We start from the raw sequence: 25,370 nt of genomic DNA, 5'->3' as shown, positions 1-25,370 counted from the left end.
TTTTTTGATTTAAGAATCGATTTCCACCCGCTGAAGAAAGGTGCGAGTGCGATTCAGCTTGGGGTTGCCGAAGATTTGCTCCGGCGGGCCTTCTTCAGCAATTTCGCCATTGTCCATGAAGAAAACCCGGTCCGCAACATCGCGAGCGAAGCTCATCTCATGGGTAACGATCATCATCGTCATATTCTCCTGTGCGAGGTCTTTAATGACTCGCAGCACTTCTCCAGTCAACTCGGGATCGAGTGCTGACGTCGGCTCATCAAACAGCAGAATGTCCGGCTGCATCATCAGTGCACGAGCAATGGCTACGCGCTGTTTCTGTCCACCGGACAGATTGGCCGGATAGGCGTCCGCCTTGTCGGACAGCCCGACTTTACCGAGCAGTTCCAGGCTGCGCTGCCGAATAATTGCATTGCTTTCCTTTTTCAACGTCTTCGGTGCGAGTTCCAGATTGGCTTGTACAGTCAGATGCGGGAACAGATTAAAGTGCTGAAACACCATCCCCATCCGATCCGTGATTTTGCGAATTTCCGCAGTCCCTGCATAACGGCCATTATCAACCAGTGTCTGATCCTGAATGCGAATCGTTCCACCGGAGATATCCTCCAGATGAATCAGGCTGCGCAGCATCGTACTCTTGCCCGAGCCTGATGGGCCAATCACGGCAATGACTTCACCCGGTGTCACATTAAAGGTTACCTGCTTCAGTACATCAAGTGTGCCGAATGATTTTCTTAACTGATTCACTTCTATAATATGTGTCATATGCAGACAGTCCTTTGATTAATCAGATTTAATTTATTCAAATGAAAACCGCTTCTCCAGCGCTTTGAACAGCAGTGTGAGCACCAATGTCATGAGTAGATACATGATCGCTGCAACGAAAAATGGGATGAGCTGCAAATCCCGGTTGACCGCGGCTTGGGCGTAATACAGCAATTCAGGAACCGCAACCGCATAGAGCAGAGCCGTATCCTTAATCAAAGTAATGGACTCATTCGCCGTTGCAGGCAATACGACCCGAATCATCTGTGGAATAATGACTTTGGTCATCGTCTGCCACTTGGTTAAGCCGAGAACCTGTGCAGCTTCATGCTGCCCTTTGTCGATGGAGAGCAAACCCCCCCTGAAAATTTCGGCAAAGTACGCCGCATAGTTCAGAATGAATGCAATTGCCGCAGCAACGAAACGATCAAACACCAGGTAATCGCCAATGACAGGAAGCAGCGGAAGACCGAAACAGAAGAATAGTACCTGTAGAAGCAGTGGTGTTCCCCGCATGACATAGACGTACGTATGTGCAATCCATGCCAGTGGTTTAATTTGGCTTCTCATCGCCAGGGTGACCACGAATCCAAGCGGTATGGACAGCACGATGGCGAGCAAGAACATAAAGATCGTTGTCTGGGCTCCCTCAAGCATAGGTTTCAAAATAGTAGATATATAATCCCAACTCATGATTTTTTGTCTCCTCTAATCTGTTAACCCCGCACTCCAATGGAGTCGATGCTCCAAGAGGAATACGGGGTCATATTGGTTTCTGATCGTATGTCAGGCGCTAACCTGTCTATTTCAATACCTTGTCTTCACCCAACCACTTGGTTGAGATCTCGGCAGCCGTTCCGTCGGCATTCAGTTCATCCAATGCTTTTTGCAGCTGATTGAGCAGTTCCTCGTTACCTTTTTTGATACCAATACCATATTGCTCCGGTGCAAGGGATTCATCCAGCAATTTGAACGTACCCTCTTCCTTCGACATGTAGTATCTTGCCACCACTTCATCAATGATAACGGCATCCAGACGTTTCGTCTTCAGATCCGTCAGTGCAAGAACGTTATCCTTGAATTCGGAAGCCTTCACTTTGTCCTTCAGTGGACTGGCTGCGAGTGCATCTGCCGCTGAAGACAGAGCCTGCAATCCCACATTTTTGCCATCCAGCTCATCCAGCTTCGTAATTGGGGAATCGGCCAGTGTAATCGCAACCTGACTGTTTTCCAAATACGGCTTCGTGAACAGCACTTTCTCCTTGCGTTCGTCCGTAATCGTGTACCCGTTCCAGATCATGTCAATCCGGCCGCTGTTCAGCTCTGATTCTTTGGAAGACCAGTCGATCGGCTGAAAGGTCACTTCTTTACCCATTTTCTCCGCTGCAGCTCTGGCATAATCAATGTCGAAGCCTACAATTTCATTTTGTTCATCCCGGAATCCCATTGGGGCGAACTTGTCATCAATCCCCACAACAATGGAGTTGTCGTCCTTGCTTCCCGAGCTCGAACAACCTGCCACAATGATCATGCATACGCTGATGAATAATAGGAATATCGCTTTTTTTCTCATCTCTAGAACCCCTCCATGTCTGTAACCAAAACCCAAACGCTTTAGTTCGTTACCACGTTATCAGAGCCTTATAATAACATAGCATGGGAGAAGAGTCGAGTGTCTTGCCTATTTCCTACGTTTTCATGCAGCTCAATTGTCAACAATTTGTGAAAATGCCTCTTGAACTTTTGCTGGTTTCTCCAGCTTCGAGCGTACTACGGAATCCCATTGGACTGGGTCCTGAAGTGCCTTCAACTCCGTGCCCGCCCATTGCTGAGCTGCTTCACGGCTTAATGCATGGCTAGTATCCTTGAACTGATATACAACCTGCTCCAGATTATCAATTAGCACAAAATTGGCAGTCGCATTATATACGAGTATTTGCTCAAGATCTGCCGTGTCCATTTCACTCGTATCCAGGCTGTAGTTGACTTGAGCCGTGAAGGTTTCCGGGTACAACTGGTATCCGTTCAATTGATCATGTAATGGCAATGCCTGATTCAAATGACTAAGATTGGAGAAATCCCCCATGTATGGACTGTGATATTTCTGTAATGCGGCAAAGTCATGGGTCATTGGATGCTGCTGCTCCGCTTCGTACTCCGCTTGTTCGGCCTCCAATTTCGGATTAACAACACCTTCTACAATAATGAAGCCAATGATGCCAATTGCAACGAGAGCTATAATCCATTTATTTTTTATCGTCATATTACATCACCCACCTCATACTTGCTAACGATACGATATGCTCTGTGCACGACGAGAGGAATAATAACGCTTAATAAGGGAATGGCGAATGCAATTGCAATTACGGCAAACTGGTACGGCCCTTCTACCTGGATCGGCCTGCTATACCACAGGTTGCTGCCAAAGCGCACTGCAGCCTGTGTTCCCCACAGCACCAAGATGAAGCCAGCCCATATGCACCACAATCTTCTCGCCCACTGCATTAAGAGTGGCGTGCGAATAACTGTGATGTCTTCCCTGCCCGGATGATTGTTTTTGTTCTTCAACATGTAAAATACATACGTTCCACCAACAATTAAGCTGACCATCATGAGCAAGTTGTTTAATACATTCCCTTCAACAAGTACTCTCATTGGAATCGTAATAATCCAGGCGATCAAACTGTAGATCAGAGCCGACTGTAAAACAGCCGTCCAATAAGGAACCCGCTGCACCCGGTGGTTACCGGTAAAAATATTATCCAAGCCGACTACATGCTGAATTGCGTTCTGAAACGCCTGATCCTCATCCATTCCCCGTTCCACATAATCTTCAATTCTTGCTGTAAGGTTACTCTGAATCTCTTCTTTTAATTCCCGGTTGGCCTGAGTGTCCTGCGCTTGTTCAAAAAGACGATTCACATGGCGCGTAATACGAGCTTCCATTGTCATTACCTTTCATCTCCTTCTTGAGCGGAAATAATCATGCAGTCGATAAGCGCTTTGGCTGCTTGCCAAGCTTGGACCTGCTGCTTATAAACTTCACGTCCATCCACAGTAATCCGGTAATATTTACGGCGTCCTCCCTGTGTCTCTCCCCCCCAATAGGATTCAACATATCCGCCCTTCTCTAGTCGTTTCAAACTTGAATACAGCGTAGGTTCCTTGAGTTCGAACCGCTCTCCACTCTTCCGGTAGATCTCCTTGATAATGCTGTATCCATAGTTATCCTCCGGTATAAGTACACTTAGAATAATGGGGTCAATGTTACCCCGAATTAAATCACTGTTAATGGCTTGCTCATCCATCTGTCCCACTCACCGACTTTCTTCATTCCTGTGTATACTATAAGACATATTACTATGTGTGTAAAGGTAATATGTGTTGTGATGTATATACTCATTCTACTGAGCAACATTCCCTTGCTGTTTTTCGTATGGAATATATTGGGGAGGTGTTTGAGATTAATTTCATACATTCAATGAGAGTTTGGACTACCCTTATGCTGCTTGGATCTGTGTTCCTATTGTCCGGATGCAATACCAACCAGTACAACATGAACAACGTGGAAAATAACCCTTCAGGAACAAGTCTTCGCAATAACTTGCCAACGGAACTTCCTACACCCATCATCCAATCCGTGAGCGGCAGCCCCATCCCCGCTGTACAGGGAAGTTATTGCTGGGAGGGCTTGTGTGCCGACTACGCAGGAGACCTGGAGCTGCTGGAAGGAATAACTCCTGTTACTCTACTAGTGGGAGAGGATGTATCCATTAATATGGGTACTGACGTTGCCCCGGATGAATTTACTTTAGTCGAATATGTGGATGGAAAAGCTCATCGCGTCTCATTGAAAGCAGGATCATTCCAGTTGGCACAGGAAACAGGCATTCACTATTATGGAGCATTTGCCCGCTGGTCCTCTCCTAAAGACTCTAATGTCTCCCTAGGAGATACTTCGTTTGCTTTTGCTGTTCATCTTGTGGAGAAAAAATAAAAAAACAAGCCCACTCCAACACATTGGAGTGAGCCTTGTCATGGCTAATGTTCAGGTTATTTTCTGACCAGATGAATCTTACGATTATTGCTGCACTTTCTCGCGGTCTTTCCCCTTATCGGACTCACCCGCATTTTTGTTCGCTGCATCACGATCCTGCTGCATCTCTTCGATCGTTTTCACCTTGAGACGTGCTGCACCTTCATATTCCTTCGTAGGAATAAGATTACCGGCAGCAAGTCTGGCTTCTGCGGATGCAATGGCTTCACCATATTGCGGCAGCCACTTCGCCTGAGCAACCAGCATTTCGTCAACCATCTGCCAAATTTCTTTTGGATTACACACGGCACCGACAAGCGGATCCATCATGAATGCTTGACGAAGCAGCTTGTCGTCTCCGTGTACAGCCGCTTCAACCGCAAGCCGCTGCACCGAAATACTCACATTACATACCGCAGCCGGACCCAGTGGCAGGTCACCGACATGCGGCATCGAGATCCCGTTGCGATCCACATATCCTGGTGCTTCAATGATTGCATCATTCGGCAGGTTGGAGATTACGCCGTTATTCACTGTATTAAAGTGTCCGCGATATACGCGTCCCGTTTCCAGACTTTCTATAATGTATGAACCATGTTCTCCGCCACGTTTTTCCGGAACAAATTGCATCGGTTCATCCTTCATCCAATTGGGAAAATCGGTCTCGAACCAATTTCTGCCCTCTGTACAAACGCGTAAATACCCGCCCGTCTCTCCGTTAATCCAGTTGCCCAGATCAATCCAGTCCTGAATCTCTTCTGGACGTTTGCGGTACCATGGCACATATTCGCTCAGGTGCCCATTCGATTCCGTGCTGTAGTAGCCGAAGCGGCGCAGCATATCGATCCGGACTTTCTCGGTACGGCTGTACTCGGGGTGTTTTTCAAAAGCTTCAAGCAAATCACCTGTAAGATCCTTGCCTTCATGAGAAGCCTTGATGTACCAGGTCTGATGGTTGATACCCGCGCACACAATATCCACTTCATTCATCTTCAATCCAAATGCTTCTGCAATCTGATGATGTCCATGCTGCACACCGTGGCACAATCCGATGGTGCGAACTCCGCCATATTTATTACAAGCCCACGTTAGCATAGCCATCGGGTTGGAATAATTCAGAAGCAGTACGTCCGGTGCACTCTGTTCCCGAATATCTTTGCAGATGTCCAGCATTTCGGCAATTCCGCGCTGCCCATACATAATGCCTCCAGCACACAACGTATCGCCGACACATTGATCCACACCATATTTGAGTGGAATGTCCACATCGGTTGCAAATGCCTCCAGCCCTCCAACACGAATTGTACACAGTACATACTTCGCGTCCTTAAGCGCCTCTTTTCGATCCGTGGTAGGCTGAATCTGAATCTGGAGTCCATTCTCGCGAATATCCCGCTGGCATAGCTCTGTCACCATGTCCAGATTGTGCTGATTAATATCGCAGAACGCAATCTCTATGTTGTTAAACTCCGGTACCGTCAACAAATCCCGCAGCAAACCTCTTGTAAAACCGATACTCCCTGCCCCGATAAATGCTACTTTAAACGACATTCGCATGTCCTCCCGTAATCCGAAATGTTTCGTTTCGGTTAATGACCTCACTTCATGAGATCATTGTATCAACGGTCATTGAGGAAGCGTTATCAAAATCATGACCAGTTCCAGATGAGGTTGTCAAAAATCCTAACTTATATTATCCAATGAAACACCTTTATCTTGGCTAAAAATAACATGCTCCGCTCATTCCTCTGTTGGGTACTGGCTGACATGTCTCTCCATCATGGACCGATATTCAACTGGAGTCCGGCTTGTATATTTTTTGAATAACATGTGGAAATACTGACGACTGCCCACGCCTACATACTCCGAAATTTCCGAGATCGGAATGTTGGTCTGCTGCAGCAGCATCTTGGCCTTCTCCATTCGAAGCATGGTAAGATAATCCGTTGGGGTCCGCCGGGTGTGCTGACGAAAAATGCGATGCAGATAGCCGGGATGCAGATTGACCGCTGCCGCGATATCCTTCATCTGAATGCTGCGATCCATGTTGTGATGCATGAACTCAATGGTTCGTTTAACATATAGCTCTGACTGATCCGGTGCACTCCGGCTCATCTCCCCACGCAGCCGTGCAACCCGGACCAGCAGCTGGATAAACAGTGTACGCACCAGCGTACCCTGTTCCGGTGACTTGAGATTCCTGGCTTCGCGATGGTGGGATCGTTCATCAGAAGGAATGATTCGCATCGGGATCGCAGCCCCGCCGTGATTCATGAGGCCGCGTTGATCCAGCTCCAGTACAAGGCTTTTCATAATGTGGTATACCTCTTCCGGATCAGGCAGTACCATGTAAGGCGAGGCGTGCGTTAAGAAGGTACCGACTTCCTCCTCTTCCTGAGCGAGCTGCCGAATAGAGGGTTGTCCAGGCGCCGAGCCGGCAAAGCCAAACTCCACATTTAACATCCGGCATGGAACACCATCCTCGACCAGTAAACGGTGCGGAACACCTGCATCCAGCAGAATGAACTGCCCCTTTTTCAACACAGCCTGCTCCGAATTCCCATCTGGCATCTGCACATCCACCCTGCATATCCCCGAAATAATATACATGATTTCAGTCGAATCATGATGGTGATAGGCCATGCTGTAATTGTCCCATTGCTTATAATAGTACGCGTAGAATCGCGGCCCGCAGTCCGCTGTTCGCAGCTCCTCCTGAAACAGGCTTCCCGTAAAATGTTTCGTGCTCATGTCCATACCTCCGTTGATGCAGCGATCCTCACTTTTCTCCATTGTAGCAATTCTGCAAGGTGGTTTTAAACTCCTTATGCTTCAAAATAGATTGCTTACTTTAATTAGATAATTATATAATTAGTTAACCACCTAATTCGATTCGCACCTATTATCCATCCTATAAGGAGGTCGTGTATGATGAGTACCATCTTCCATCTCGTGAGACACGGTTTAAAAGAAAGGCGTATCGGTGATGTACCCCTTACTCCTGAAGGGATCATACAAGCGGAGTTAACAGCAAGGCATTTGGCCAAGGCTGTTTTCCCCATCACCAAAATTGTTACGAGTCCCCTTCAAAGAGCAAAAGAAACTGCCGAAAGGATTGCCTTGTATACTCGCTCTCCTGTAGCCGAGGATTCCCGCTTGCGAGAGCGTGCCAATTGGGGCGATTGTCCTGACCAGACCTTCGAGCAATTTATCGCGATGTGGGACCAGTGCACGTCTGATCCGGATTACATCCCGCCTGTGGGTGACTCGGCCAAAAAAGCGGGTCAACGACTGGCCTCCCTACTGGCCGAATTGCACAATGAAGAGCCGGCAAACCGTCACATCATCGTGGTTACCCATGGCGGACTTATTACCGATTTCCTGGTTCAGGCGTTCACCGAGCGAGAGCTGAACGTCTGTCATCCTGATTTTAAAACCGTACAAAACCGTCTTATTCCCGAATGTTCCATAACCAAGCTAATCTATGATAAAGGGAACTGCCAGATTGAAGCATTCGCGTCCATTGAACATTTGACATGAGATAAGGGTATAGCTCTGATAGCTCTGATAGCTCTAATATAGTGCCCCTCGACTGGATATAGTGTCCCTCAATTGGATGAGTTATCGATCCAGTCCTCCTACTTCTTCTTACGATCCTACGTGAAAAAGCTCTGGAACCCCTCATGTGCCAAGACACACCGGGATATTCCAGAGCTAGGTTTATTAGAAACCTGTTTTCATTAATCTGAGCCTGATCACTTTCCACCCTTGCCTGATTGGGGAGTGGAGAACTTGGGCAGCGTTACCTTCGACCAGTCGATATCCGATGCCATGTAGAAGGACGGGTAGGAAGGCTGGTTATAACCGCTGTTCTGTCCGGCAATACCTACGCGGTACATGGCGTCATGCATCAGCGTGTACAGCTTCCGGTCCGTTTTCTCCGTACTCAGATAGATGCGGATCGCCGAGCTGTCCTCGGTTCTCACCAGCATCTCTTCCCGCCAATCCCCGAAAATATCGGCCACCAGAGATGGCGTACCTTTGGTGTGATTGTTGGTTAATGTGCCTGTGGCGGTCAGCAGCGTGCCGCGATTCCAATCCTTGATGGTTGGAGTCACATCAATCGCTCCGTCTACAATCTGAGTCGTCATATCTGCTGCCCAGCGAATATTCATATTCGTACCAGGCGCCTTATCACTTATTTTCTCTCCACTGGCTGTCCACAATCCTACGGCCCATGTCTCCAAGCCCCGGCGAGTAGGATCTACATCCCCAACCATCCCGCGCCCGGTATCTTTCCCTGTATAGCCGCCATAGATGACTTCTCCCGTTTTGGCATCCCGCAAGGAATATCCATATGGAGCCCACGGACCGCCTTCATGTACCATGAAGATTTCAAGTCCCGGACGATCCGGATCAATATCTGCCACATGCAGTGCATCCCCATGACCCAGGCGGGCAATCGTTCCGGGTGCAGCACTTTCAGCAGGCATCAGATCGGTTGAGCTGTACAGCACACTGCCGTCATGGTCAATCGTGGCCGAACCGTAAATAATCTCCTGCTTACCATCTCCATCGACATCCGCCACACTGAAATAATGAGCGCCTTGGGTTGTAATGGAGCCGTACTCCGGATCTGTGCCATCTACACCATGTGGTCCGTCGTTGAACGGATTTTTCATCGGTGTCCAGCCACTGTCCACTTTCCATTCGCGTTTGAGCTTTTTGCCGTCCCAGTTATAAGCCACCATCGTCGAGCGTGTATAGTACCCACGTGCAAAGACAGCAGATGGTCTCTTGCCATCCAGATACGCCACGCCTGCGAGGAAACGATCCACCCGGTTACCCGGCTCGATCCGTGCCATGGCATAATCGCCCCACATCAGACCGTCATCATGACGTTCCGGCTCGTAAGGAATGGTCTCGAGCTCTTTGCCGGATTCCCCTTCAAACACGGTCACATACTCAGGTCCATCTACGATAAAACCTTCGAATTTGCGCAGCTCGTTCTTGTCACTGCGGCTTGGCGCATAGACATCGATGAAGTAATCAGCCAGACTCTCGGCATCCTGCTGGGACAATGGATAGGCATACTTCTTCTCTATGCCAAAAGCCTCCTCCAGCGTAGCAGGCCAGTTCCCCTTCACAACCTCCTCGTGTTTGTGCCAGTTTTTGAACATGTCGACCACATGATCATAGTAACCATCAGCACTTAAACGATAGTCGTCTTCGTTGGTGTATCCTGCTTTGCGGTCTTCTTTTGGCAGTGTTATATATTTCTCGGACGTCACTTTTCCCTTTTTGTTATATTTGATAATCTTGGTTCCCGGAGCGGTCTTGAACATTAATTCTGCCTTGCCATCCCCGTCAAAATCATAAACCAGCATCTGTGTATAGTGAGCACCCGCACGGATGTTGACCCCGAGATCAATTCGGTACAACAACTGGCCGTCCAAGGTGTAGCAATCGATGTACGTTTTACCGGTGTAGCCTTTTTGAGATACATCCTTGGCGTTGGAAGGGTCCCATTTGACGAAAAATTCATATTGGCCGTCTCCGTCCACATCACCTACGCTCATGTCATTCGCGGAGTACGTATAGGCTTCGCCAGCAGGTGTAACCCCATCAGCGGGTTTTTGCAGTGGAATATCCATATAGCCATTCGCCCACGGCTTGACGGAGCTGCTGCGTTTGCTTTCCTTTCCCTTGCTGTTAACAGCGGCTACTTCATAGCGGGAAGACGATTTTCCTGCGGGATCGATATAGTTCGTACTGTCCGTAACGGTAGCAATCTTCTTGCCATCGCGGTATACGTTGAAGTTCGTGCCTGTCAGCCCTTTGCCGCTATACCCCGTTGCCTCGTCCCCAAGTAACCTCCAGCTTAGAAAAACACCTTCGGACGTGGATGCTGCCACCAGCCCCCGATCCAAATATTCGAGCTGAATCTCTTTCAACGAACCGCCCCCCTTGTGTGATTGAAGGCTAGCCTCTGATGCACTGCTGCCATTCGAAGCCGCTGCTCCGCTTGTCCCTGCGGTTCCCGCAATAAGCAAGGCTACACTGAGCGCCGAGGATAACACCTTGGCCGCAAGCGGCATACGCATCTTCCGTCGATTGGTCTGTACACGGGGAAACTCTTCCTTATGTACCCTTACTGTTGTTTTGGAATTCATCAACCTTCACTCTCCTTGAGACAGAATAGGTGATGCTTATCTTATTTTTGAACAGAACAGGTCGCCACAACATAATGATTGCGCTTACAAAAGTAGAGCCGATCAACCACTGAATCGACTTCCAGAGCACTGTCCTCCTTCCATTCCTCATTTCCATTCTAAGCAGGCATTCCCGCCCAACGGGTACTATTATAGACACCCTTTCCGCTGTGACATAGGCAAATATCCGTTCAAAACGATCAATATTCAGTGTTTTATTGAGACTCATTTCAAAAAAAGTCCAGAATCGACTTCGTCTCCTCCACTACCTTTCACATGTCCATCGAAGTCTCATTTTAAATCTAGTGGTCTCAACCTTGATGCGGGTTGTAAAAGTCGCTACGCTCCGATTGTTACAAGTTAGATACAAGTTTGGTGCGCTTTGGAGACATCCTCTCGCTATACTGACAATCGAATCGCACCAACCGGAACGGATATGCAGACGGTAATTAAAGGAGACACACACCACATGAACAGCACAACAATTAACAACGCTTATGTTAACTATAAATCAGAAATCACACGGTATTTATCCCATATCGTCAGGCTGCCTCAAGATGCGGAAGATCTGACGCAGGAATGCTTCATTCGGCTTATGAACGTTCATGCAGACATCCCTGAAGATCGACTGCTCTACTATCTCAAAAAGATTGCTTACAACCTCGCTCTGGACACCTTCCGCAAACGAACGCGAACCATGAAGCGGGATAGCAGGCTTGACGTCCCTACGTACCACTGTGACCTATCCGAACTGGAGATCACCGAGAGTGTCAACGATCTCTTCTCCGTCATCCGTAATCCCGAACATCGCAAAATCCTGGAGCTGCGCGTCATTCATGGATACAGCATCAGGGAAACCGCTCAGATCGTCAATCGCAGTGAAGGCATGATCAAATCTTCGGTATTCCATGCCGTAAAACGCATACGTGCCAAAGTCATCTCCTAAGAGATGGCTTTTTCAGATTAGGTAAGAGCAAAAATAAACAGAGGATGTAAGCTTTTATCGTATATTCTCCTTTTGACGTATGACTAATGGCTCAATTTTACAAAACTCGAGGTATTTTTTACAAATTGTTATGACTATGTGAGATTTTGGTGTGATAAAATATGGACGAACTTACGAATCGACTAATATTTGGGAGGGATTTGGTTGGGTAAATTGACAAGCATGCGCGGAGTATGGTTAAAATCACTCCTTGCATTGTCCATGGCTTTACCGCTTCAGGTCGGATTATGGCATGGGAATGCTGCCGTTCACGCAGAGGGTCCAACGGATCCGGCACCGTTCATCCAGGCGAAAGTGGTGAACGAAAATGCCGGCAAAAAGGTATTGTTCGATAACTCGCACGCACAGACGGCTGGTGCTGCAGACTGGGTTATCGATGGCGGCTTCTCAGACTTCGGTAATGCACTCGCAAATGAAGGGTATTATGTAAAAGAACTGCGCAAGACCACCCCTTTTACCTATGACGATCTCAAGGAGTATAACGTATTTGTTATCGCTGAACCTAACGTACCGTTCAAAACGACAGAGCAGGCAGCGATGAAAGAGTATGTGGAAAATGGCGGCAGCATCTTCTTCATCGGGGATCACTACAATGCCGACCGCAACAAAAACCGTTGGGACGGTTCCGAAGCAATTAATGGATATCGCCGGGGTGCCTTTGAGGATCCAGCCAAAGGCATGAGCACAGAGGAACGTAACTCCGCAGCCATGCAAAATGTAACCAGCTCAGACTGGTTGTCCGAAAACTTTGGTGTACGTTTCCGCTATAACGCACTTGGGGATATCGATGCAAATATCATTGTCCCGGCTGATCAAGCCTTCGGGATTACGGAAGGGGTATCGGCTGTAGCCATGCATGCCGGTTCAACTCTTGCCATTACTGATCCGGAAAAAGCAAAAGGGATCGTCTATCTGCCAAAAACCAATGCAAAATGGAATAATGCAGTCGATCAAGGCGTCTACAACGGCGGCGGAATCGAAGAAGGTCCTTACGTAGCCGTATCCAAACTGGGCGCGGGTAAAGCAGCCTTCATCGGAGACTCCTCCCCGGTAGAAGATGCATCTCCTAAATATTTGCGTGAAGAGACAGGTGCACGCAAAACAACCTATGATGGTTTCAAAGAAGCTGACGATGCTGCGTTACTCGTTAATACAGTGAACTGGCTTGCTACGCAAGAAAACTATACCGATTTTACCCAGGTAAACGGTTTGGAACTGGATAATCCAACTGCATTGCTCGCATTCGAGCAACCAGCAGCTTCCACCGAGCCACAGGCTGAGCCTTGGGCTGCACCCGCTGCAGGTTACAAATGGTATGACAGCTCCACCTTCAAACCAGGTTCCTATGGCGGACCTGCTTCCAGCGCCAATGCGTCCTACAGCTTCGTGAAACAGGATACACTGCCTAACGCAGAGGACTTCCAGATTCGCGTTGTCGTGGAAAACATGCCTGCCAATACAACTGTATCCGGGTACAGTGCAGGAATTTATCTGACTGGCGGAACTCAAGTAGCGATGATTCAGAATGAGAGCGGCACTTGGCCGACTTCCTATGGCTACAGCTCCACATTCAGCGTAACTTCCGACAGCAAAGGCCGGGCGATCAAGGATCTGAACGTTCGTATCAAGCCAGGAACTTCCGGTGCCGCGAACTTGCGTCTTCGCCTGAACGGCAGTAACCTGATCACGAATGCTGTCACGATCAGCAATGTTCCAGCCGAGCAGCTTCCGGAAGAGGAAGGACCGATTCCTGCAGCCATTACCATTGCTGAAGCACGTGCCAAAACAGCCGGAACAACGGTAACGGTTGAGGGCGTTGTAACTACCGAACCAGGCGCTTTTGGTGGACAATCCTTCTACTTGCAGGATGAAACGGGGGGACTGTATGTCTTTCAAAGTACAAGCGGTTTCCATGCAGGAGACAAGGTTAAGGTTACTGCAGCTACGGCGCTGTATAACTCCGAGTTCGAACTGACTGACATTGTTGCCATCGAGAAAACAGGAACAGCGGATATCCCGGCTCCTGTTGAAGCAACGACAGTAACGGATAACAATCAAGGACAATTGATCCAACTGAAAGACGTAACGGTTGAAAACATCGTCAGCGCAACACCTGTTGGATCGTTTGAATTTGACGCAGTTGCAGCAGACGGGACAAGCACTCATGTACGTGTGGATACACGCACAGGGGTAACTGAATCAAGCTTCCCATATGCAGCAGGTGACAAAATCAATGTTACCGGTGTGGCTGCCATCTTCAAGGATGTATATCAATTGAAACCAAGAAACCTGAATGATTTTGCTGCTGCCGAGGAAGAAGGCGGCGGTGAAGAGCCTTCGATTCCTTCGGCGGGTGCACCGGGTAAACCCGTGCTTTCCTCCAATAATGGCCATACCAATGGTCTTCTTGAAGGATCCTATACCGTTAGCATGAACCTCTGGTGGGGTGAAAACGCAACAAGCTACAAATTGTACGAAGACGGCGTGTTGATCGATTCGCAAACGCTGACCAGTGCTTCTCCGCAAGCACAATCCGCTAAAACGACGATTACAGGCAAAGCCAACGGTACCTATACGTATGTGGCTGAGTTGACGAACTCCAGCGGTTCCACTCGCAGTGAAGTACTGACGGTTCAAGTTGCCAATGCAGCCCCAGGCAAAGCAGTCCTTTCCCAGGACAACTGGGATGGAGATGGCAGCTACAAAGTAACCATGAACCTCTGGTGGGGTACAAACGCAACCGAGTATCGCCTCTATGAGAATGACGTATTGATTGATACTCAAACCTTGAAAGCTGCAACTCCAGCTGCTCAAAGCGCGGCAACAGACCTGTCCGGTCGTGCCAACGGAACGTACACGTACCGTGCTGAGCTGGTGAATTCAGCTGGTGTGACAAGCACCGAAACAATTACGGTTCAAGTTACCAAAGCACTGCCTTTGGCTAGCTAAGAGATATAGAAAAACCGAAACCAACCGTTGCCCCAATGCCGGGCAACCTGGTTTCGGTTTTTTATTTTATTTATGCATGTTGTGCTGACTTTTACTGAGCTAATCTGTACTCAATTGAGACGGTACAAACCTTTATAGATCATCTGAGAATCAATGATTCGTTAAAACAAAAAAAAGGCTATCAGAGCCTTTATAATTCAGCACGTGATAGCCTATCGTTAATCCAAGAATGCTTATAACTTACACCAGCTTCTTCCGAATATACCCCGAGATCAAGTCAATGATCGTGATCATCACGATGATCCCCAGCAGGATAATCCCTACTCGCGGCCAGTTCCGCGTGCTCAGTGCGAAGATCAGCGGTGTACCAATTCCCCCTGCCCCAATAACACCCAGAATGGTTGCAGAACGTACGTTAATCTCGAAGCGATACAATGTGTAGTTGAGGAATCCAGGCAATACTTGCGGCAGCACGGCAAACCACAGCTGCTGCATACGAGTCGCTCCGGAAGCGAGCAGCGCTTCAGAAGGGCCATAATCGATATTTTCCACTTCATCCGCAAACAGTTTACCCAGCATCCCGATAGAATGCAGTCCAAGGGCAAGTACACCCGCGAAGGAACCCGGTCCTACGGCCTTAATAAACAGCAAAGCCATAATGATCTCAGGAAAGGTACGGATGAAGCTCAGCACCATTTTCCCTGCACCCGATATGCCGCGGAAGCGGCTCATGTTTCTGGCAGACCAGAAAGCAAACGGAATACACAGCACGGCTGAAATAACGGTTCCCAGGATCGAAATCGCCAGCGTGTCCAGCAATCCTCGCAGCAAATCTTCACCTTCCGGCAAATAGACAAAGTCCCAGTCAGGCGAGAAAATCCCGGCAATAATCGCCTTCATAATCTGTCCGGCTGTTTCCTTGAGGCCCGTAAACGGTACACCTGCCAGTGCCCAGGCATATACCAGGATGAGCAGCAACACAATGACCCAGCGAAGCGGGTTTTTTCGAGGTTTGCGCCGGATGACGCTCGTTTCATTTTTCATCATAACAATTTCTCCCGCAGCTTAGTACTTACATAATCAATGATTAGAACAATAACAAGGGTAAAGAGAATGATTACGCTCGTTTTGTCATATTCCAGGAATCCAAGTGTCGCTTCATAGTACAGTCCAATACCGCCTGCACCTACCAATCCAAGAATGGCAGCCGCACGCACATTGATCTCAAAGGCATACAGAACATAGGACGTAAACTGGGCAGCCAATTGTGGTACCACACCATAGACGATCAGTTGAATCCGGTTCATGCCAACAGCCGTCATCGCTTCCAGCGGTCCCTGATCAATCGTTTCCAGCGTTTCATAGGTCAGCTTGGCAATCAGTCCGACGGAGAATACGGCAAGTGCCAGAATACCCGGGATTGGGCCGAGACCGAATACAGCAACAAACAGTGCAGCGAGCAGCAGATCGGGTACGGTACGAATCAGGTTCAGTACAAACCGGGCCGGATAGTAGATCCAGCGGCTTGGCATCAGGTTGCCTGCACAGATAATCGAAACTGGAATGGCAATAATTGCACCAATGGTGGTGCCAATCAGAGCCATACGAATGGTCTCCAGCATGCCCTGAACAATGTTATCGAAATAGGTCCATCTCGGTGGAAACATGTCCTTCAGCAGATCCCACATGTTAGGGAATCCTTCGAGCAGCTCGCTGAAGCTCGCATCGGTCTGTTTGGCACTGGCCCACAACAACAGCAAGATGATAACTAGCGTGAGCAGATGTTTGGTGCGGCCGGGTGGCTTGGGACGATTGACGACCTGTCCAGGTCCGGAACCGGGCTTCTTCCCCGCTCCCGTTAGTGGTGTATGAAGTGAAGCGCCAGACTGCCCCTTCATACCAGTACTTCTCCCTGCTCGGTTACAACCTGTTTGTCCAACAACTCGTCTGCGAGAATCGGTCTGCCATAGATCTCCGCAAAACGCTCATCTGTCGCCTCTTCCACAGGACCGTCAAACACCACTTCACCTGCACGCAAACCGACAATACGTGTCGCATACTCCCTTGCCAGATCAATAAAGTGAAGGTTAACGATGGTCGTAATGCCGAGCTCCTGATTAATGCGTTTTAAATCATCCATGACTTGTTTGGTGGTGAGTGGATCCAGGGAAGCAACCGGTTCGTCTGCCAAAATGATTTTCGCTTCCTGTGCAAGTACGCGGGCAATAGCCACCCGCTGCTGCTGTCCGCCGGACAGCTGATCTGCACGGGAATATGCCTTCTCTGCAATGTTCACGCGTTCGAGCGCTTCGAATGCCAGTTCCGTATCTTCTTTGGGAAAACGGCCCAAAATGGTACGCATCGTGGAATGATAACCGACGCGGCCCGCCAGAACGTTACGCAGGACACTTGAGCGTTTAACCAGGTTAAAGCTCTGGAAGATCATGCCGATATCCCGGCGAATCATGCGCAATCTCTTGCCCTGTGCCTTCGTGATGGAACTGCCGTTGATCACGATTTCGCCTTCACTGATATCGTGGAGACGATTGATGGAACGCAGCAGCGTGGATTTACCTGCACCGGACAAGCCTACTACCGCAATGAATTCACCCTGCTTAAAGGTAAGATTGATATTATTCAGGCCTTTGGTGCCATTGGCGTACGTTTTGGTTACGTTGCGAAGCTCAATCATGACATTAATCCTTCTTTCATTAATAGAGTTCTATTTCGTTGCAGGCAGTAACGGGACAAGCCAGTGCAGCGTATATCACGCTGAACTGGCCTGTCCGCACTGCGAATACATCTGTTACATTCATTGGAAACGAATGACACCATCTACATATTTCAAATGTCTACTTGTAACAAAGACTACTCGGTTTTTACTTTTTCGCCGTATTGACGAACGATTTCAAACTTGCTGTCATCAGACTCTACATAACCTTCATGCGTATAGATTTCCTTGATGATTTCATGACCTTCCGGATCTGTACCGATGTCGATGAACGCCTGTTTGATTTTACTTGTCCAGTCCGCATTCATGTCTGTACGTACAGCGATCGTGTCGTTAGGAATTGGCTCTGTGAACGCCAGTACACGTGTATCTTCGAATACCGTTGGGTAGTCTTTGGAAACCGTGTTACGTGCATCTTGGAAAATAGCAGCTGCATCAACGTCACCGTTCAGTACAGCGATAACACCTTGGTCATGACCCTTTACCGTTACAGGAGTTACGTCTTTCAGTGGATCAATGCCTCTGTCCAGCAGCAGACCTGCCGGCCATACATAACCTGCGGAAGAAGTTACGTTTTGGTAGGCAATCTTTTTGCCTTTCAGTTCTTCAATGGATTGGATTGGCGAATCTTTTTTCACGATAAACATGGATTTATAGGAATCAGCCAGTTCTTCCGTTGGAGCACCTGTCTCATCATTAACGCCAAAACGTTGTGCCTGCAGAATAACTTGTGCTGCACCTTTTTCTTTTGCCAGTACATAAGCCGTTGGTGGCAGGAAGCCCACGTCTACTTTATTGGAAGCCATCGCTTCGATAATTGTGTTGTAGTCAGTGGATACGCTGACTTTTACCGGAATGCCCAGTTTGTCGCCCAGCAATTTCTCAAGCGGTTTTGCTTTCGCTTCAAGGGTGTCTGCATTCTGGGATGGAACGAACTGCACAGTCAACTCGGTTGGTACATACCCTTCGGCTTCTTTGTTTGTTTCTGCCGTATCGGTAGATGCACCGGAAGCATTGGAACTCGAATTCGTCTCGTTAGCCGAACCCGTTGTACTGCTAGACCCACAAGCACTTAGAAACAGAACCAAAATCAACAATGGTAAAAATAAAGCGGACTTCTTCAAGCGAACACCCTCCAAAGAGTTTCTATTTTTCAATACTTGTCTACTATAATTGGCAAATATTTGCGCGATGTGAAACGAAATTTGGAGTTTTGTAAAGTTTCCTGTCAGGCTGTCAGACGAAGTTTCATCTGTTAGAATAGGCTCATTATGGTTGAAGATATAGGTACAGAGGCTGATCTTCACTCGTTAATCATTGGCAAACCAGCCTGTGATTCCATATATTCATATTTATATATTAGAGGAGATTGTAAAATGACATCCATAACCCGCACGTCTAATTTCGACATCCTGTTCACCAGTGATCTTCACGGGGCCATCCGTCCCATTCATTACAATACCAATGCGTACCGTCCAGCAGGTCTTGCCCTACTCGCTTCGCTGATCCGCAAGGAGCGTGAACGATCACCCGAACTCATGCTGGTGGATAACGGCGATTTGCTGCAAGGCTCTCCTTTGGCCTCATATGCCGCCTCCATGAATTCGGATAGCCATATTCATCCCTTCATCAATGTTTTGAATGAACTGGGCTATGACGCTGCTGTGATGGGCAATCATGAATTTAACTATGGTCAGGAGTTGCTGCGCGGAGCCGTTGATGCCTCCCAATTTCCATGGTTGTCCGCCAATATTGTAAGCTGCGAACAGCCGGATGTACCGGCGTATGGCCCTCCTTACCTCATCAAGATCTTAGCTTCTGGTGTTAAAGTAGCTCTGCTTGGTGCAACCACTCACTATATTCCGAACTGGGAGCATCCAAAAAATATCGAAGGTTTACAGTTCCTTGACGCATTGGAGACCATTCGAAAATGGGTTGATTACATTCGCGAGCACGAGCGGCCAGACGTGATGGTGGTCAGTTATCATGGCGGATTTGAGTGTGATCTGGAGAGCGGTGAGCCTGCCGAACGGTTAACCGGAGAAAACCAGGCCTATGCCATCTGCCGTGACATCGAAGGCATTGATGTACTCCTCACGGGGCATCAGCATCGCCAGCTTACCGCCGATATTCATGGCGTGACTGTCATACAACCAGGCTTCAGCGGAAATGGTGCAGGACATGTATCCGTTCAGTTAGCACAGCATACAGACGGAACGTGGAAGATTACGGGGAAAGAAGCTCGTTTGCTGCTTCTGGATGAGAACAGCCATGTACAGCCCGATGCTGTTGTCATGGATCTAACGGAAGACTTGGAAGCTGCAGCTCAAGCATGGCTCGATCAGCCGATTGGCGATGTAGCCGGGGACTTGTCCATCAACGATGTCACTGCTCTGCGGCTCGCATCTCATCCTTTTATTACCTTTGTACACCAGGTACAGATGGAAGCAACCGGAGCTGAACTTTCCAATACGGCACTGCTCAGTGAAGAAGCCCGCGGCTTCGGCCCCCGCATTACGGTGAGGGATGTGTTATCCAACTTTATATATCCCAACACATTGACGGTATTGGAGTTAAGCGGTCAGGACATTCGGGATGCGCTGGAGCAAACAGCACGCTATTTTGAATTGAACGCTTCCGGTGAAGTGGTGGTCAATCCGGCCTATATGACTCCGAAACCGCAGCATTACAACTATGATATGTGGGCAGGCCTCGAATACGAGCTGGACATATCAAAGCCTGTGGGGAGGCGAGTGGTCCGACTGGAACGTGAAGGTAAACCACTTGATATGGAGGGGACGTACTCTGTCGTGATGAACAGCTACCGTGCGGCAGGTGGCGGAGATTACGCCATGTATCCTGGCAAAAAGGTACTGCATGAAGGCGCCACAGATATGGCGTCACTAGTGGAAGACTATATTCGCAGACATCAACCACTGAAAGTGGAGCAGTCGAATAATTGGCGTGTAATCGGCGGATAGTCAAAAAAGGCATAACCTTCGCGTATGAAGGTTATGCCTTTTCAATTTGCTTTTAACCTATATCACGGTAGAAGCAAGCGCAGCCAGCAGCAGGACCGCCACCCAAACCAGTAGCAAATTTGCCATCATTAATGCAGCTTTGAACTTATAGTTCTTATAGAATACCCAGCAAGTGAATGATGCAAGGACGGGAACCGGATACGTAGCCAGCACCCCTGCGGCAATGTACTCCAGTATGTAATCATCTGTATTGCTGCTGGCGAACATATAGAAACTGATAATTAACATATAAGGATAGGCTACGAGAGTAATCAAATTGATGGCGTTGATGGATAAAAGCCAGTATGCTACGGTACGATTTTTCACAATTAACGACCTCCCGGAAACACAATCTCATTTCATTGATTCTAGCTATGACCTAAAACGAAACAATACTGGAGGCAATGCCGACCAATATGATTGCCGCAACCCAGAACAACAATAAATTACCGATAACCAGGGCCCATTTAAATTTACGTGCATGATAAAAAATCCAACAGCTGAGTGACAAGAGAACAGCAACAGGATATGAGGCCATAATATAGACCGTTATATAGTTGGATATATAGTCGTATGAAGTCGGCGCATCAAACATAAACACACAAAGCATGAGCACCACCGGGTATCCAAGCAAAGTGATTAGATAGATTGCATTGAAAAAGAAGAGCGAGTAAGCGACTTTTGCATTTTTCATGCCACAAGAACCTCCTGAAACACATCTCGTTCCAGTATATCCTGAAGATGACATATCGTCACGGTTATATTTTCCAGAAAATTCAATACGATCTTCTGTCTATATTTCCTGTCTTCTCCCTTAGCCTGGCTCGGCGCCACGCTTTTCCACACCTTAGACAAATCGGCAAAGAGCAGGGAATCAAGGGCTTCATGCCCTCATCCCTGCTCTTTTGCTGCAATAATAAAATCTAATATGAATGGATCCCCTGCCCTGACTCAGACTACTATTGCGCTTTCTTGCGCAGCTGACTGTAATACAGTTCACTGTAAAAGCCGCCCTGCTCAAGCAGCACATCATGCGAGCCTTGTTCCAGCAGCTGTCCATCCTTCAGCACCAGAATCCGGTCTGCCTGCCGAATGGTGTTCAGCCTGTGGGCAATGACGAAGCTGGTACGGCCCTGCATCAGCCGCTGTAATCCCTCCTGGATTTTGATCTCCGTAACGGTATCAATGCTGCTGGTCGCCTCATCCAATACGAGGATGGACGGATCAGCCAGAATTGCCCGGGCAATGGCAAGCAGCTGTTTTTGTCCCTGACTAATGCCGCTCCCGTCTGCCTGAAGCACTTTATCATACCCATCCTTCATGCGCATAATGAATGAGTGAGCATTGGCCAGTCTTGAAGCTTCTTCCACTTCTTCGTCTGTTGCATCCAGACGGCCAAATCGGATATTTTCCCGAATCGTCCCTTGGAACAAGAATGAATCCTGAAGGACAAACGCCATATGTGAACGCAGGTTTTCACGCCGAATGGTCGTAATGTCCCGTCCATCCACAGTCAACATTCCCGCTGTCGGATCATAGAAGCGGGACAATAGCTGAATCAAGGTTGTTTTCCCTGCCCCTGTCGGCCCTACCAGGGCAATCATCTCACCCGGCTTCGCCTCGAAGCTGATCTCATGCAAAATGTTGCGTCCCTCATCGTATCCGAAGGAGACCTTATCGAAGCGCACCGCACCTTCAACTTTTGCTAGAGATACCGCAGCACCCTCATCCTTCGCTTCCTCGTCCTCATCCAATACTTCGAACACTCGCTCAGCCCCGGCAATGGCGGACAGCAGCGTATTCCACTGGTTCGCCAGGTCATTGAGCGGACGAGTGAACTGACGAGCATACTCCACAAAGATGATAATGACCCCAACGGTAACCGTACCCTGGATGGCCAAAATCCCCCCGATCCCTGCAACGATAGCAAAGCTCAGGTTGTTCAATCCATTCATCAGTTTGGGGATAAAACCGGAAATCGTCTGTGCCCAAAAACCGGATACCCGGATTCGTGTATTCCGCTCTTCGAATCCACGAACCACCCGCTCTTCTTGGGAGAAGGCCTTGATGATTCGTTGTCCCGACAAGGTCTCCTCGATATACCCGTTAAGTTCACCCAGATTACGCTGACGTTCTTTGAAAAGCGGTCCGGTTCGACGTGTAATCCAGCGCATGCCAATCGCCATCAGCGGTACGACGATAAATGTCAGCAAGGTCAGCAATGGACTTAACCAGAGCATCACGCCAAACGTTCCCAGCAGCGTCAACACACTGGAGAAAATCTGAATGGCTGAGCTGTTCAGCGTACCGCTGACATTCTCGATGTCATTCGTAACCCGGCTCATGATCTCACCCTGCTGACGTTTGCCGAAGAATGGAATCGGCAGCTTGTGCAGATGGGAGAACAGATCGTAACGCATCCGGAAAATGGTCTCCTGCGCGATTTCAATCATCCATATATTTTGCAGCCAGGATGTGAGCGAGAACAGCACGTACACTGCTGCGAGTCCCAACAAAAACGTCATCCAGCTGGAGCTTGTCGCTTCTCCATCCATATAATTGTCCACGGCCACGCCGACCATGTACGGACCAAGCAACGCCAGTGCCGAACTGGCAAATACCATCAGCAGTACCAGCGTCAGCTTCACTTTGCGGCGGGCCAAGTAAGTCCAGATCCGGCCCAGTGTACCGGACCAGTTCTTCGCCCGTGCCTTCGGCTTGCGACCACCACCTGCTTTTAGCGTTTCGGGATCCAGTGGCGGCGGAGGCTGACGGAAAGGTTCAATGAACGCTTTGAACATGCGGTGTACCCTCCCCGTATTGTGATCCGTAGATTCGACGATACAGCTCGGACGAATCCATAAGGTCTTCATGTTTTCCCTGCCCAATCAGACGCCCATCGTCCAGCAGCAGAATCAGATCTGCAGAGGTCGTTGAGCTGATCTTCTGGGTGATAATAAAGGTTGTACATGACAGCTCTTCCAGCGCATCCAGCAACCTGGCTTCCGTTGCCACATCGAGTGCACTGGTGCTGTCATCCAAAATCAGAATGCTCGGACGTCTGATCAATGCACGTGCAATGGACAGACGCTGCTTCTGACCACCGGACAAGTTAACCCCGCGCTGACCCAGCTGAGTATCATATCCGTTCGGGAGCTTCTCAATCGTGTCGTGAATCTGGGCACGCTTCGCGGCTTCCTTAATCTCTTCGAGCGTAGCGTCCTCCCGTCCCCAGGCAATGTTATCCCGCACGGAACCCGTGAAGAGTACCACCTCCTGTGGTACATAACCAATTGCGCCCCGCAATGTTGGGATCGCCAGTTGGTCTGCATCCGTGCCATCAATGAACACCTTGCCCTGATCCTCGGTATACAACCTTGGAATCAGCTGTACGAGTGAGGATTTACCTGATCCTGTTGCACCCATAATGGCGATGCGCTCCCCTCGTTTGGCAGAGAACGTAATATCCTCCAGGACCGTAATGTCACTGTTTGGATAGCTGAATCCTACACTTCGAAATTCGACTGCGCCTTGAACAGCGTTAGCTCGCTTAACCTGCGTTCCAGCTGCCTGGTCTTGAGCTGCAACTGACTTCTGAGCAGCCTCCGATGGATCCTCTGTATCAAAAACTTCGTTGATTCGCTGCGCTGAAGCACTGGCTCTGGAGAAGGTCACCAGAATCCAGGACAAGGCAGACATGGCCCCAATGGTGCGGAGCAAATAATTGATGACCGCGACCACTTCACCGACGCTTGCGCTACCGGTCGAAATGTCACGCCGTCCAAACCAGAGCACGGCGATGATGCAGCCATTCATCATGAGCAGCATGAATGGCATCGTGGTCTCCGTCAGGCGCAGCGCGGAGATCGTGCCCTTCATCAGCTTGCCGCTGAATCCGGCAAAGCGTTCAATCTCATGGCCCATCCGGACGAAGACCCGGATCAGCCGAATGCCTGTCAAATTCTCCTGGATGACACCGTTGACGGCATCCAGCCTGCGCTGCACATTGCGGAACAGCAGCGCGGCCTTTTTGATCATCCAGATGACAAATACGAGCAGTACAGGTACCATCACCACAAGCAGCAGGCCCAGCTTTGGGTTCACCACGACGGCCATAATCATGCTTCCGATAACCACGAGCGGCACACGGGTCATGAATCGCAGACTCATAAAGACTGTATCCTGTACCTGGGTCACGTCCCCGGTTAATCGGGTAATCAACGACGACGTGGCGAATCGGTTAAATACGGCGTACGAGAACGCTTGCACTTTGTCATACAGCTTCTCCCGCAGATCATAACCGAACCCGAGACTCGCATGTGATGCAAAAAATGAACTGGCGATTCCGGCAGCAAATGCCACGACGGCACTGCCTACAAGAACGCCGCCCCACAACCAAACCACAGACAGATCTCCTTGCTGTATCCCGTTGTCAATAATTTTGGAGATCAGGTAAGGCTGAGCAAGTTCCACCGCGAGTTCAATCAGCATCATGACCAGTGCAGCGATCGCGGCAACCCGATACTTCTTCAAGTAGTACAACAGCTTGATCATTACCATTCCTCCGGCACCGGAGCGCTAGATTACCGTGACTCATTTTTGTGTCTACGCAGCCAGCTCCGTTAGTCTCTTTCTTAAACTCTATGTAAAA

22 protein-coding genes are annotated in these 25,370 nt (G+C 48.9%); 5 read left to right on the top strand and 17 right to left on the bottom strand.

Translation table 11 applies throughout. The features are described from left to right. Window positions 1-9: 9 nt before the first annotated feature. The 6 genes from F4V51_RS04985 to F4V51_RS04960 all read right to left on the bottom strand — a co-directional run bounded on the left by F4V51_RS04985 (window position 10) and on the right by F4V51_RS04960 (window position 4,073). Window positions 10-765, bottom strand: a complete 756-nt coding sequence (locus F4V51_RS04985; protein WP_153977109.1) for an amino acid ABC transporter ATP-binding protein — start codon at window positions 763-765, stop codon at window positions 10-12. Between the two features lie 33 nt (window positions 766-798). Then, window positions 799-1,458, bottom strand: a complete 660-nt coding sequence (locus F4V51_RS04980) for an amino acid ABC transporter permease (RefSeq protein WP_095288749.1) — start codon at window positions 1,456-1,458, stop codon at window positions 799-801. 109 nt (window positions 1,459-1,567) lie between these two features. Beyond that, on the bottom strand, window positions 1,568-2,338 hold the full coding sequence (locus F4V51_RS04975; protein WP_153977108.1) for an amino acid ABC transporter substrate-binding protein: 771 nt from the start codon (window positions 2,336-2,338) through the stop codon (window positions 1,568-1,570). A 132-nt stretch (window positions 2,339-2,470) separates the two neighbouring features. Then, the gene (locus F4V51_RS04970) at window positions 2,471-3,028 is read right to left on the bottom strand and encodes a DUF4825 domain-containing protein (protein WP_153977107.1); all 558 of its coding nucleotides are present in this window, start codon (window positions 3,026-3,028) and stop codon (window positions 2,471-2,473) included. Continuing rightward, on the bottom strand, window positions 3,025-3,717 hold the full coding sequence (locus tag F4V51_RS04965) for a permease prefix domain 1-containing protein (RefSeq protein WP_153977106.1): 693 nt from the start codon (window positions 3,715-3,717) through the stop codon (window positions 3,025-3,027). Before F4V51_RS04965 ends, F4V51_RS04970 begins: the two co-directional genes overlap by 4 nt. Next, window positions 3,717-4,073 (bottom strand): PadR family transcriptional regulator, encoded by a 357-nt coding sequence (locus F4V51_RS04960; RefSeq protein ID WP_110756034.1) that lies wholly within the window; start codon window positions 4,071-4,073, stop codon window positions 3,717-3,719. The genes F4V51_RS04965 and F4V51_RS04960 overlap by 1 nt, the downstream gene beginning before the upstream one ends. Window positions 4,074-4,267: 194 nt before the next feature. Here F4V51_RS04960 and F4V51_RS04955 point away from each other — a divergent pair, with 194 nt between their 5' ends. Further along, a complete protein-coding gene (locus tag F4V51_RS04955; protein ID WP_153977105.1) occupies window positions 4,268-4,762 on the top strand; it encodes a hypothetical protein in 495 nt (164 codons plus the stop codon). An 84-nt stretch (window positions 4,763-4,846) separates the two neighbouring features. Here the strand turns inward: F4V51_RS04955 and F4V51_RS04950 are convergent, their stop codons facing one another. Continuing rightward, complete coding sequence (locus F4V51_RS04950; protein WP_153977104.1) at window positions 4,847-6,352, bottom strand: alpha-glucosidase/alpha-galactosidase; 1,506 nt, start codon at window positions 6,350-6,352, stop codon at window positions 4,847-4,849. A 189-nt stretch (window positions 6,353-6,541) separates the two neighbouring features. Then, the gene (locus tag F4V51_RS04945) at window positions 6,542-7,552 is read right to left on the bottom strand and encodes an AraC family transcriptional regulator (protein WP_153977103.1); all 1,011 of its coding nucleotides are present in this window, start codon (window positions 7,550-7,552) and stop codon (window positions 6,542-6,544) included. A 177-nt stretch (window positions 7,553-7,729) separates the two neighbouring features. Here F4V51_RS04945 and F4V51_RS04940 point away from each other — a divergent pair, with 177 nt between their 5' ends. Continuing rightward, complete coding sequence (locus tag F4V51_RS04940) at window positions 7,730-8,341, top strand: histidine phosphatase family protein (RefSeq protein WP_236146695.1); 612 nt, start codon at window positions 7,730-7,732, stop codon at window positions 8,339-8,341. A 215-nt stretch (window positions 8,342-8,556) separates the two neighbouring features. Here the strand turns inward: F4V51_RS04940 and F4V51_RS04935 are convergent, their stop codons facing one another. Then, entirely contained in the window at window positions 8,557-10,899 is a 2,343-nt protein-coding gene (locus F4V51_RS04935) for a rhamnogalacturonan lyase (RefSeq protein WP_153980566.1), read from the bottom strand. A gap of 583 nt (window positions 10,900-11,482) precedes the next feature. On the opposite strand from F4V51_RS04935, the gene F4V51_RS04930 reads away from it, so the two are divergent. Together F4V51_RS04930 and F4V51_RS04925 are read left to right on the top strand one after the other, a co-directional pair. Beyond that, entirely contained in the window at window positions 11,483-11,959 is a 477-nt protein-coding gene (locus F4V51_RS04930) for an RNA polymerase sigma factor (protein ID WP_162009896.1), read from the top strand. Between the two features lie 204 nt (window positions 11,960-12,163). Continuing rightward, a complete protein-coding gene (locus F4V51_RS04925) occupies window positions 12,164-14,968 on the top strand; it encodes a chitinase N-terminal domain-containing protein (protein WP_416226514.1) in 2,805 nt (934 codons plus the stop codon). A gap of 240 nt (window positions 14,969-15,208) precedes the next feature. Here the strand turns inward: F4V51_RS04925 and phnE (F4V51_RS04920) are convergent, their stop codons facing one another. From phnE (F4V51_RS04920) to F4V51_RS04905, 4 genes are all read right to left on the bottom strand, one after another. Then, window positions 15,209-16,015 carry a phosphonate ABC transporter, permease protein PhnE gene (gene phnE, locus F4V51_RS04920; protein ID WP_095361135.1) on the bottom strand — a complete coding sequence of 269 codons (807 nt, stop codon included), beginning with the start codon at window positions 16,013-16,015 and terminating at the stop codon, window positions 15,209-15,211. After that, window positions 16,012-16,866 carry a phosphonate ABC transporter, permease protein PhnE gene (gene phnE / locus F4V51_RS04915; RefSeq protein WP_153977101.1) on the bottom strand — a complete coding sequence of 285 codons (855 nt, stop codon included), beginning with the start codon at window positions 16,864-16,866 and terminating at the stop codon, window positions 16,012-16,014. The genes phnE (F4V51_RS04920) and phnE (F4V51_RS04915) overlap by 4 nt, the downstream gene beginning before the upstream one ends. Then, on the bottom strand, window positions 16,863-17,660 hold the full coding sequence (gene phnC / locus F4V51_RS04910) for a phosphonate ABC transporter ATP-binding protein (protein WP_153977100.1): 798 nt from the start codon (window positions 17,658-17,660) through the stop codon (window positions 16,863-16,865). The genes phnE (F4V51_RS04915) and phnC overlap by 4 nt, the downstream gene beginning before the upstream one ends. Window positions 17,661-17,836: 176 nt before the next feature. Continuing rightward, a complete protein-coding gene (locus tag F4V51_RS04905; protein WP_153977099.1) occupies window positions 17,837-18,823 on the bottom strand; it encodes a phosphate/phosphite/phosphonate ABC transporter substrate-binding protein in 987 nt (328 codons plus the stop codon). A gap of 252 nt (window positions 18,824-19,075) precedes the next feature. Between F4V51_RS04905 and F4V51_RS04900 the strand changes: the two genes are divergently transcribed. Beyond that, on the top strand, window positions 19,076-20,680 hold the full coding sequence (locus F4V51_RS04900) for a bifunctional metallophosphatase/5'-nucleotidase (protein ID WP_153977098.1): 1,605 nt from the start codon (window positions 19,076-19,078) through the stop codon (window positions 20,678-20,680). Between the two features lie 57 nt (window positions 20,681-20,737). Here the strand turns inward: F4V51_RS04900 and F4V51_RS04895 are convergent, their stop codons facing one another. The 4 genes from F4V51_RS04895 to F4V51_RS04880 all read right to left on the bottom strand — a co-directional run bounded on the left by F4V51_RS04895 (window position 20,738) and on the right by F4V51_RS04880 (window position 25,273). Beyond that, window positions 20,738-21,046 carry a hypothetical protein gene (locus F4V51_RS04895; RefSeq protein WP_153977097.1) on the bottom strand — a complete coding sequence of 103 codons (309 nt, stop codon included), beginning with the start codon at window positions 21,044-21,046 and terminating at the stop codon, window positions 20,738-20,740. Between the two features lie 52 nt (window positions 21,047-21,098). After that, the gene (locus tag F4V51_RS04890) at window positions 21,099-21,413 is read right to left on the bottom strand and encodes a hypothetical protein (RefSeq protein WP_153977096.1); all 315 of its coding nucleotides are present in this window, start codon (window positions 21,411-21,413) and stop codon (window positions 21,099-21,101) included. 265 nt (window positions 21,414-21,678) lie between these two features. Next, window positions 21,679-23,520, bottom strand: a complete 1,842-nt coding sequence (locus F4V51_RS04885) for an ABC transporter ATP-binding protein (protein WP_153977095.1) — start codon at window positions 23,518-23,520, stop codon at window positions 21,679-21,681. Beyond that, complete coding sequence (locus tag F4V51_RS04880; RefSeq protein ID WP_153977094.1) at window positions 23,501-25,273, bottom strand: ABC transporter ATP-binding protein; 1,773 nt, start codon at window positions 25,271-25,273, stop codon at window positions 23,501-23,503. The genes F4V51_RS04885 and F4V51_RS04880 overlap by 20 nt, the downstream gene beginning before the upstream one ends. Window positions 25,274-25,370: the final 97 nt, after the last annotated feature.

Source organism: Paenibacillus xylanilyticus (genome assembly GCF_009664365.1).
Taxonomy (GTDB): domain Bacteria; phylum Bacillota; class Bacilli; order Paenibacillales; family Paenibacillaceae; genus Paenibacillus; species Paenibacillus xylanilyticus_A.
This window is presented reverse-complemented; position numbering and strand designations above follow the sequence as displayed.

What these genes read in the sequence shown, in the direction of transcription:
- F4V51_RS04975 (WP_153977108.1), bottom strand. Translation starts at nt 2,338, where the DNA reads ATGAGAAAAAAAGCGATATTCCTATTATTCATCAGCGTATGCATGATC.
- F4V51_RS04985 (WP_153977109.1), bottom strand. Translation starts at nt 765, where the DNA reads ATGACACATATTATAGAAGTGAATCAGTTAAGAAAATCATTCGGCACA.
- F4V51_RS04890 (WP_153977096.1), bottom strand. Translation starts at nt 21,413, where the DNA reads ATGAAAAATGCAAAAGTCGCTTACTCGCTCTTCTTTTTCAATGCAATC.
- F4V51_RS04940 (WP_236146695.1), top strand. Translation starts at nt 7,730, where the DNA reads ATGATGAGTACCATCTTCCATCTCGTGAGACACGGTTTAAAAGAAAGG.
- F4V51_RS04955 (WP_153977105.1), top strand. Translation starts at nt 4,268, where the DNA reads ATGCTGCTTGGATCTGTGTTCCTATTGTCCGGATGCAATACCAACCAG.
- F4V51_RS04950 (WP_153977104.1), bottom strand. Translation starts at nt 6,352, where the DNA reads ATGTCGTTTAAAGTAGCATTTATCGGGGCAGGGAGTATCGGTTTTACA.
- F4V51_RS04935 (WP_153980566.1), bottom strand. Translation starts at nt 10,899, where the DNA reads ATGCCGCTTGCGGCCAAGGTGTTATCCTCGGCGCTCAGTGTAGCCTTG.
- F4V51_RS04885 (WP_153977095.1), bottom strand. Translation starts at nt 23,520, where the DNA reads ATGTTCAAAGCGTTCATTGAACCTTTCCGTCAGCCTCCGCCGCCACTG.
- F4V51_RS04965 (WP_153977106.1), bottom strand. Translation starts at nt 3,717, where the DNA reads ATGACAATGGAAGCTCGTATTACGCGCCATGTGAATCGTCTTTTTGAA.
- F4V51_RS04970 (WP_153977107.1), bottom strand. Translation starts at nt 3,028, where the DNA reads ATGACGATAAAAAATAAATGGATTATAGCTCTCGTTGCAATTGGCATC.
- phnE (WP_095361135.1), bottom strand. Translation starts at nt 16,015, where the DNA reads ATGATGAAAAATGAAACGAGCGTCATCCGGCGCAAACCTCGAAAAAAC.
- F4V51_RS04945 (WP_153977103.1), bottom strand. Translation starts at nt 7,552, where the DNA reads ATGAGCACGAAACATTTTACGGGAAGCCTGTTTCAGGAGGAGCTGCGA.
- F4V51_RS04900 (WP_153977098.1), top strand. Translation starts at nt 19,076, where the DNA reads ATGACATCCATAACCCGCACGTCTAATTTCGACATCCTGTTCACCAGT.
- F4V51_RS04930 (WP_162009896.1), top strand. Translation starts at nt 11,483, where the DNA reads ATGAACAGCACAACAATTAACAACGCTTATGTTAACTATAAATCAGAA.
- F4V51_RS04960 (WP_110756034.1), bottom strand. Translation starts at nt 4,073, where the DNA reads ATGGATGAGCAAGCCATTAACAGTGATTTAATTCGGGGTAACATTGAC.
- F4V51_RS04980 (WP_095288749.1), bottom strand. Translation starts at nt 1,458, where the DNA reads ATGAGTTGGGATTATATATCTACTATTTTGAAACCTATGCTTGAGGGA.
- phnC (WP_153977100.1), bottom strand. Translation starts at nt 17,660, where the DNA reads ATGATTGAGCTTCGCAACGTAACCAAAACGTACGCCAATGGCACCAAA.
- phnE (WP_153977101.1), bottom strand. Translation starts at nt 16,866, where the DNA reads ATGAAGGGGCAGTCTGGCGCTTCACTTCATACACCACTAACGGGAGCG.
- F4V51_RS04880 (WP_153977094.1), bottom strand. Translation starts at nt 25,273, where the DNA reads ATGATCAAGCTGTTGTACTACTTGAAGAAGTATCGGGTTGCCGCGATC.